10 protein-coding genes are annotated in these 7,350 nt (G+C 73.2%); 4 read left to right on the top strand and 6 right to left on the bottom strand.

Annotation, left to right across the window (positions count from 1 at the left end; all coding sequences use genetic code 11):
* Positions 1-104: 104 nt before the first annotated feature.
* The 4 genes from ACYC1Z_RS01985 to ACYC1Z_RS02000 all read right to left on the bottom strand — a co-directional run bounded on the left by ACYC1Z_RS01985 (position 105) and on the right by ACYC1Z_RS02000 (position 3,104).
* Complete coding sequence (locus ACYC1Z_RS01985) at positions 105-344, bottom strand: hypothetical protein (protein ID WP_461407880.1); 240 nt, start codon at positions 342-344, stop codon at positions 105-107.
* A complete protein-coding gene (gene feoB / locus ACYC1Z_RS01990; protein ID WP_461407881.1) occupies positions 341-2,374 on the bottom strand; it encodes a ferrous iron transport protein B in 2,034 nt (677 codons plus the stop codon). The genes ACYC1Z_RS01985 and feoB overlap by 4 nt, the downstream gene beginning before the upstream one ends.
* The gene (locus tag ACYC1Z_RS01995; protein WP_461407882.1) at positions 2,371-2,607 is read right to left on the bottom strand and encodes a FeoA family protein; all 237 of its coding nucleotides are present in this window, start codon (positions 2,605-2,607) and stop codon (positions 2,371-2,373) included. The genes feoB and ACYC1Z_RS01995 overlap by 4 nt, the downstream gene beginning before the upstream one ends.
* 266 nt (positions 2,608-2,873) lie before the next feature.
* Positions 2,874-3,104: a biotin/lipoyl-containing protein gene (locus ACYC1Z_RS02000; protein WP_461407883.1), complete on the bottom strand. Its 231-nt coding sequence runs from the start codon at positions 3,102-3,104 to the stop codon at positions 2,874-2,876.
* Between the two features lie 43 nt (positions 3,105-3,147).
* Between ACYC1Z_RS02000 and ACYC1Z_RS02005 the strand changes: the two genes are divergently transcribed.
* Positions 3,148-4,395, top strand: coding sequence for an AGE family epimerase/isomerase (locus tag ACYC1Z_RS02005; protein WP_461407884.1), 1,248 nt, complete (start codon positions 3,148-3,150; stop codon positions 4,393-4,395).
* 75 nt (positions 4,396-4,470) lie between these two features.
* Here ACYC1Z_RS02005 and mtnN read toward each other — a convergent pair whose 3' ends face one another.
* Positions 4,471-5,268 (bottom strand): 5'-methylthioadenosine/S-adenosylhomocysteine nucleosidase, encoded by a 798-nt coding sequence (mtnN, locus tag ACYC1Z_RS02010; protein WP_461407885.1) that lies wholly within the window; start codon positions 5,266-5,268, stop codon positions 4,471-4,473.
* Complete coding sequence (locus tag ACYC1Z_RS02015) at positions 5,265-5,723, bottom strand: S-ribosylhomocysteine lyase (protein WP_461407886.1); 459 nt, start codon at positions 5,721-5,723, stop codon at positions 5,265-5,267. The genes mtnN and ACYC1Z_RS02015 overlap by 4 nt, the downstream gene beginning before the upstream one ends.
* 680 nt (positions 5,724-6,403) lie before the next feature.
* On the opposite strand from ACYC1Z_RS02015, the gene nrdH reads away from it, so the two are divergent.
* The 3 genes from nrdH to ACYC1Z_RS02030 all read left to right on the top strand — a co-directional run.
* On the top strand, positions 6,404-6,649 hold the full coding sequence (nrdH, locus tag ACYC1Z_RS02020) for a glutaredoxin-like protein NrdH (RefSeq protein WP_461407887.1): 246 nt from the start codon (positions 6,404-6,406) through the stop codon (positions 6,647-6,649).
* A 107-nt stretch (positions 6,650-6,756) separates the two neighbouring features.
* Positions 6,757-7,173 carry a class Ib ribonucleoside-diphosphate reductase assembly flavoprotein NrdI gene (gene nrdI, locus ACYC1Z_RS02025; protein WP_461407888.1) on the top strand — a complete coding sequence of 139 codons (417 nt, stop codon included), beginning with the start codon at positions 6,757-6,759 and terminating at the stop codon, positions 7,171-7,173.
* Positions 7,143-7,350, top strand: a 208-nt coding sequence (locus ACYC1Z_RS02030) for a hypothetical protein (protein WP_461407889.1), incomplete at its 3' end; no start/stop codon positions are given. The genes nrdI and ACYC1Z_RS02030, both read left to right, overlap by 31 nt.

Here is a 7,350-nt window from a genome sequence, read left to right on the forward strand (position 1 = left end):
TTCCGCAGCAGTCCCGTCTCAGGATCGAGGTAGGGGTCGACGAACTCAGTCGAGGCCATAGCGGGCGCGGGCGCGAGCCACCAGTTCGTCGAAGTGTCGCGGCCTCACCCGGCCAGCGGGCAGCCCCGACAGCCGAGTGGCACCGGGCCGGGGCTGACGGCCGGGCAGGTGCCGGTGCAACCCGGATCAGCCACCAGCCCCAGGCGCCGGTAGTGCTCCACCATCACCTCGACGAGCGCGCGGTCCTGGCCGGTCCGCATGCTCGCGGCCCGGGGGCTCGCGCCGTCGCGCAGGGCGGCCAGGACATCGCCGCGCCCCCTCCCGGCCGGCCGCAGCGCGCTCACCACAGCAGCCGCCCGATCTGGAAGGTCGCCACGGCGGCGGACCAGGCGAGGGTGAGCTGGACGGCCAGGGCCGCACCGGTCAGCCGTGCACCGATGAGGCGTCGCTGCTCGGCGAGCGTCGCCAGGCACGGTGTGTAGGCCAGGACGAACACCATGAACGCCAGGGCCGCCGCCTCGCCGTGCCCCCCCGAGGACGTCTCGAACGCCTCGCGGATCCGCTCGGTGAGGGCCCCGCCCGCGGCGGGGTCGTCGGGCTCGGAAACGGCGAAGGTCTGCGCGAAGGAGCCGACCACGACCTCCTTGGCCACGAACCCCGTCAGCAGGGCGGCCGAGGCGCGCCAGTCGTCGAAGCCGGCGGGGGCGAACACCGGTGCGATGGCCTCGGCGGTGGCGCCGTACACGCTGTCGGTCACCGGAACCTCGCCGACGGCGTACCCACCGGTCACCGGCACCGCCAGCAGCACCCACACGATGGTCAGCGCGGCGACGATCACCTTGCCGGCCTTGGTCACGAAACCCTTCAGCCGCCGCCAGGTGTCGACCGCCAGCGCGCCCAGCTGCGGGCGCTGGTAGGCCGGGAGCACGATCACGAGCGGGTGGTCCGCCCCGCCGTCGCCCACGAACCGACGCAGCAGCCGCCCCGCGGCGGCGACCAGGACGACCGAGAGGAGGTACATCGCGAAGATGACGGTGCCGGCGTGGTCGGGGAAGAACGCGCCCGCGAGCAGGATGTAGACGGTCAGGCGGGCGGCGCAGGAGGTGTACGGCACCAGCAGCGTGGTGATGAGCCGCTGGCGGGCATCGGGCAGGGTCCGGGTGGCAGCCAGGGCCGGCACGTTGCAACCGAACCCGACGACGAGCGGCAGCACTGCGCGTCCGTCCAGTCCCAGGCGTCGCATGGCCCGGTCCGCGACGATCGCGGCGCGGGCGAGGTATCCGGAGTCCTCCAGCAGGCTGATGGCCAGGAACATCAGCGCCATCAGCGGGACGAAGGACAGCACGGTGCCCACCCCGGCGAGCAGCCCGCCCACGATCAGCCCCTCGAGCCAGCCACCGCCGGTGCCGACGGCGTCGAGCAGCCAGGTGGCCGCGCCGGCGAGCGGCCCGGACACGAGGCGCTCGGCCCAGTCCATCAGTGGCGCGGCGACCGCCGTCGCGAGCTGGAAGAGGATCCAGACGACGGCGAGCAGGATCGGGACGCCGGCCACCCGGTGCAGGAGCACCCGGTCGATCCGGTCGGAGACGGTAGGGCGCGGCTCGGGCTGGGCGGGGCCGGCCTCGTCGAGGACGTCCTGCGCCCAGTCGAACAGGCGCTGGGACCGGGTGAGCTGGGCGTCCAGGGGCACGTCGGCGGCGGTCGACCTGGGTCCGGGGCAGGCGGGCCCGACCGCTGCGGGGCGGCACCGGCCGGTGGCGCACCGGCACGGGGCGTACCCGGGCGCGGCCGGGTCCGGGTCGAGGCCGCGTACGTGCGACGGCGCAGCGAGCGCGCGCTGCACCGTGTCGGTCAGCGCAGCGAGGCCGTCCCGACGCCGGGGGTCGGTGGGCACGACCGGGACGCCCAGCGTCGCCGCCAGCCGGGCGGGATCCACCGGGGCGCCGCCCGCGGCCGCCACGTCGCACATCGTCAGGGCGGCCACCACGGGCCGGCCCGCCTGGGCGACCTGGCCGAGCAGGTACAGCGACCGGGCCAGGGCGGTGGCGTCGAGCAGGACGACGACGAGGGCCGGCCCGCCCTCGTGCGCGACGCCGTCGGCGAGCGCGTCGACGGCGACCTGCTCGTCGGGCGAGCGCGCGAGCAGGGAGTAGGTGCCGGGCACGTCGAGCAGGCGCACGGCGGCGCCGGCCCACCGGCCCTGGTGGACCTCCACCGTGGTGCCCGGGGCGTTGCGCACCTCCTGCTGGGCGCCCGTGAGCGCGTTGTAGAGGGTCGACTTGCCCACGTTCGGGTTGCCCATCAGCAGCACGGCCGGCGCCGCGCCGACGGTCTCGGTCGCGACGGCGCCGGGCGACGGCGTGTGGCAGCTCATCGCATCGGCCCCGGGGCCGCCTCGATGCGCACCCGCCGGGCGGTGGCGGCGTCCAGGCCCACCCGGGCGGCCCCGGTGGCGACGACGACGCCGCCGAACGCGGCGAGCTGCGTGACCCGCACGAGCGCCCCCGGCCGGAGCCCCATCTCCTCGATACGCAGCCGGGAGTGCTCGGCGATGTCCACGCCGAGCACCCGGACCGACGCGCCGCGCCGACAGTCGGAAAGCTTCACGCTCAGTAGATTAGGCTTGCCTCACCTTGCCAACGGCGGACCTACGTCCCCCGGTGCGTGCGTGAGGGGCGCGGCGTGCGTCGCAGGCGGGGTGGGACGACGGCGGAGCGAGCGAGGTCGAGGATGGCATCGGCCGACTCGTGACCGAGCATGAGTGGCAGGTCACCGAAGTGGGCGACCCAGCTCGGGTGAGTCCGTCCGCCGGGGGAGCGTGAGAACAACCTTCGGACCATGACGCTCGGGTCGAGCGGTGCCCGCTTCACGGTTCACTCGATCCGGGCGATCGGTGCGCCCTGCGCCGTCGACTCGTCCTGGGCCACCACGAGGTGGACGGTCCCGCTCGCCGGCGCGAGCACCTCCGCCTCGACGTCCCCAACTTGGACCTCGGCCAGCACCCGACCGCGCGCGACCTGTTCGCCGTCGCTGACGTGCCAGTAGGAGACGGCGCCGGCCTGGCACGCGCGCGAGGCGTCCAGCACGGGGAACTCGACCAGCATCTCGCCTCCATCGCCGATGTGCGTCCAGGCTATCGTGACGGCCATGCTCACCGACCCCACGCCCGCGTGGCTCGACGCGGAGGGTGACGCCCTCCTCGACTTCGCCCGCGGATCGCGCACCCCGGTCGGCTTCGGCAATCTCGACGACGCCGGTGTCGTCACCGACCCGGACAGCGCCGAGCTGTGGACCACCTGCCGGATGACGCACGTGTTCGCGCTCGGGGCGATGCGCGGGCGCGCCGGCTGCGCCGAGCTGGTGGACCACGGGCTGCGCGCCCTCCGCGAGGTCTTCGCCGACCCCGAGCACGGCGGGTGGTTCGCCGCCGTCGGGCGCGCCGACGAGGCCGGGGCCCGCAAGGAGGCCTACCCGCACGCCTTCGTCCTGCTCGCCGCGTCATCGGCGACGGCGGCCGGGCGACCCGGCGCCGCCGAGCTGCTCGCCGAGGCGCTGGCCCTGCACACCGACCGGTTCTGGGACGAGCAGGCCGGCATGGTCGTCGAGGGCTGGGACCGCGCCTTCACCACCGCCGAGGCGTACCGGGGCGTCAACGCGAACATGCACACGGTCGAGGCGTACCTCGCCGTCGCCGACGTCACCGGCGACGAGATGTGGCTCGACCGGGCGCTGCGCATCACCCGCCGCGTCGTCGACGGCTTCGCCCGGGAGCACGCCTGGCACATCCCGGAGCACTTCGACGCCGACTGGCAGCCCCTGCTCGACTACAACCGGGACACCCCCGCCCACCCCTTCCGCCCGTTCGGGGCGACCGTCGGGCACTGGTTCGAGTGGGCGCGCCTGACCCTGCACCTGCGCGCAGCGCTGCTCGCCCGGGGCCGGGTGGCCGAGCCGTGGATGCTCGAAGCGGCCCGCACCCTCTTCGCGACCGCCGTGCACGAGGGCTGGGCCGTCGACGGCGGCGACGGCTTCGTCTACACGGTCGACTTCGACGGCGTCCCCGTCGTCACCCAGCGCATGCACTGGGTGGTGTGCGAGGCGATCGGGGCGGCGGCGGCGCTGTACGCCGTCGCCGACGACGAACCGACCGACGGCGCCACCACCCGCGAGGAGATCGCACGCTGGTACGCCACCTCGTGGGCCTACGCCCGGCGCTACCTCATCGAGGCCCCGGGTCGGTGGTACCACGAGGTCGACCCGTTGGGGCTTCCCGCCGCCGGCACGTGGGCCGGCCGCCCCGACGTCTACCACGCCTACCAGGCCACCGTGCTGCCCCGGCTGCCGCTGGCCCCGGCACTGTCCACCGCCGTCGCCCGCGGGCTGCTCGCCGCGTGACGGCACCGCCGGCCCGGGCCGCGAGGTGCCGGACCGGGTGCTGAGGGTGTCTTGGTGCCCAGCGTGCCTTGGTGGTCAGTGCGTCTCGGCGCCGAGCACGGCCAGCACCACCCGGGCGGCCCGGGCGGCGACCTCCGCCACCGCCAGGTGGAAGTCCTGGTCCGCCGCCGGGCCGCACAGGTCCGAGATCCCGCGCACGGACAGGAACGGCAGGCCGTACCCGAACGCCACCTGGGCCAGCGCGGTGGTCTCCATGTCGGTGCTCAGCGCGTCGGGGAAGCCGGCGCGCACGGCGTCGACGTTGACCGCGGTCACGAACGAGTCGCCCGAGACCATCTGCCCGGTGCGCAGCGTGCCCGCGGCACCCGTCGACACGGTCGGCACCGTTGGTCCGCTCGCCCGTGCTGCGGCGAGAAGCGTCTCGTCACCCGCGTATGCGGGCGGCATGCCGGGCACCTGCCCTCGTTCGTAGCCGAATGCCGTCGCGTCCGCGCTCGCGTAGGTGTAGGTGGTGCCGACGACGACGTCGCCCACCTCGGTCGCAGCGGCGAGGCCGCCCGCCGAACCGGTGGAGACGACGGCACGGGGCGCCACCGCACCGAGCGCGCGGACCAGGGCGGCGGCCGCGTTGACGAGCCCGATCCCCGAGCGGACGACCAGCAGCCGGGTCGCCCCCACGGTGAGGAGCCGGCCCACGTCCGCCACCGCGGACGAGGCGGCAAGCTCCTCGAACGGGGCGACCTCCTCCGCCATCGCGCCCACCACCACCGCGTCGACGGTGGTGCGCCCCTCCCGCTGGAGGTGGACGGGGCGCTCGTCGCGCGTGGCCCGGTCGGCGGGCACGTCCCCCACGGAACGGGTCGGGCCGCTCACGCCGTGACCTGGGCCCACTCGTCGCGGTGGTCGAGGAAGCGCCGGGCCGCCTCCTGCGCCCCGCTGAGGGTGTGGCTCGCGGCCCAGCCGCACTGCGTCTCGTTGGCGGCGGGCACCTCGGTCGCCTCGACGACGTCCCGCATCCCGACGGCGACGAGGTCGAGCACCTCCGCGAACGGGTGCTCACCGGCGAGCAGCAGGTAGAAACCGGTCTGGCAGCCCATGGGGGAGAAGTCGATGACGTCGTCGGAGTGGTTGCGGACGTGCTCGGCGAAGGTGTGCTCGAGCGAGTGCACCACCGGCATCTCGAGGTGCTCGACGTTCGGCTGGCAGAAGCGCAGGTCGTACTTCGTCAGCACGTCCCCGCCGGGCAACCGCTTGGTGTCGGCCACCCGGACGTACGGTGCGGCGACGGTGCGGTGATCGAGGTTGAAGCTCTCGACGTTCATCGGCATGACAGTCCTCCTCGGGATGGTCCGCTCATCATCTCGCACCCGCGTCCCGCGTTCCTCGTGTGCCCGGTCGGCTGTGACGCCAGGGCGCTGTGACGCCAGGGCGCTGTGACGCCAGGGCGCTGTGACGCCAGGGCGCTGCGACACACCGGGAGTGCTGTGCCACACCAGGAGTGCTGTGCCACACCAGGAGTGCCGGCACGCCAGGGCGCTGACACCAGGAGCGCTGCGACACGCCAGGGGCCTCGACACGCCGGGTGTCGAGGCCCCGTGGGGGGTGCGCGCACGCCCTCCGACGGGCCGGCGCCGGCCCATCCGCGCACGGCCTGTGGACAAGTCCGGGGCGGGGCGTCCACAGCCTGTGCGCCCATGGGGGGCCGGCTGCGATGTCAGTGGTCGGTGCAACGCTTGGATCTGAGGCCGGGCACCCGTCTCGGCTCGTGCACGGGTGTCCACACGATGTCCCCAGAGCGGCCCCCGGCGTCCACAGGGCGGGGTCCACGGAAGGAGGAGCGATTGCGACCGACGACACGCCGACCCACGATGTTGGGGTCCGACGCCGCTCCGACCCCTAGGTGTAGTGTTCAAGACCTGAAGCCGGTTCGCTCCCGAGCGAACCACATGATCGTTGTTACAGATGTGTCATTCGACTGCGACGCACCGAGACCAAGGAGACCGGCTCAATGAGCATCACCGTCTACAGCAAGCCGTCCTGCGTCCAGTGCGATGCCACGTACCGCGCCCTGAACAAGCAGGGGTTGGCGTACGAGGTCGTGGACATCACCACGGACCCCGAGGCTCTGGCGAGCGTCAAGGCGCTCGGGTACCAGCAGGCCCCGGTCGTGTTCGCGAACGGCGACCACTGGTCCGGCTTCCGCCCGGACAAGATCAAGGCACTCGCCCGCCAGCAGGCCGGCGTCGTCGCCTGACACACCAGGCTTCAGCCGGACCACTGCGACCCGGTGGTCCGGCTGAACACCAACCGCCCCACCGGCGCGGTGAGCGTCGGAAGGGGGCCGGACCGGAAGAGGTGGAGATGGCCGCCATCGTCTACTTCTCCTCGGCCACCGACAACACGCACCGGTTCGTGCAGAAGCTGGGCCTGCCGGCCCAGCGGATCCCGCTCCGGCGCACCGACCCCCTCGTGCGCGTCGAGGACGAGTACATCCTCGTGGTCCCCACCTACGGTGGCGGCACCAGCGGCGGCGCAGTGCCCAAGCAGGTCATCAGATTCCTGAACGACGAGCACAACCGAGCACTCATCCGGGGCGTCATCGCCGCCGGAAACATGAACTTCGGGACGGCGTACTGCCTCGCGGGCGACATCGTCGCCGCGAGGTGCCAGGTGCCGTACCTCTACCGATTCGAACTACTAGGGACAACCGAGGACGTCATCCGCGTCCGAGAGGGATTGGGGCAGTTTTGGCAGCGACGCTCACAGATACCGGCGTAGAGATCGCCAGCGCGCCCGAGCTTGACTACCACGCGCTGAACGCGATGCTCAACCTCTACGACGCGGACGGCAAGATCCAGTTCGACGCGGACCGCGAGGCGGCGCGGCAGTACTTCCTCCAGCACGTCAACCAGAACACCGTCTTCTTCCACAATCTCAAGGAGAAGCTGGACTACC

This window comes from Georgenia sp. (genome assembly GCF_054605595.1).

Bases quoted from the DNA above. Each gene is read 5' to 3' on its own strand.
- nrdH (WP_461407887.1), top strand. From the start codon at position 6,404: ATGAGCATCACCGTCTACAGCAAGCCGTCCTGCGTCCAGTGCGATGCC.
- feoB (WP_461407881.1), bottom strand. From the start codon at position 2,374: ATGAGCTGCCACACGCCGTCGCCCGGCGCCGTCGCGACCGAGACCGTC.
- nrdI (WP_461407888.1), top strand. From the start codon at position 6,757: ATGGCCGCCATCGTCTACTTCTCCTCGGCCACCGACAACACGCACCGG.
- ACYC1Z_RS02015 (WP_461407886.1), bottom strand. From the start codon at position 5,723: ATGCCGATGAACGTCGAGAGCTTCAACCTCGATCACCGCACCGTCGCC.
- ACYC1Z_RS02005 (WP_461407884.1), top strand. From the start codon at position 3,148: ATGCTCACCGACCCCACGCCCGCGTGGCTCGACGCGGAGGGTGACGCC.
- ACYC1Z_RS02000 (WP_461407883.1), bottom strand. From the start codon at position 3,104: ATGCTGGTCGAGTTCCCCGTGCTGGACGCCTCGCGCGCGTGCCAGGCC.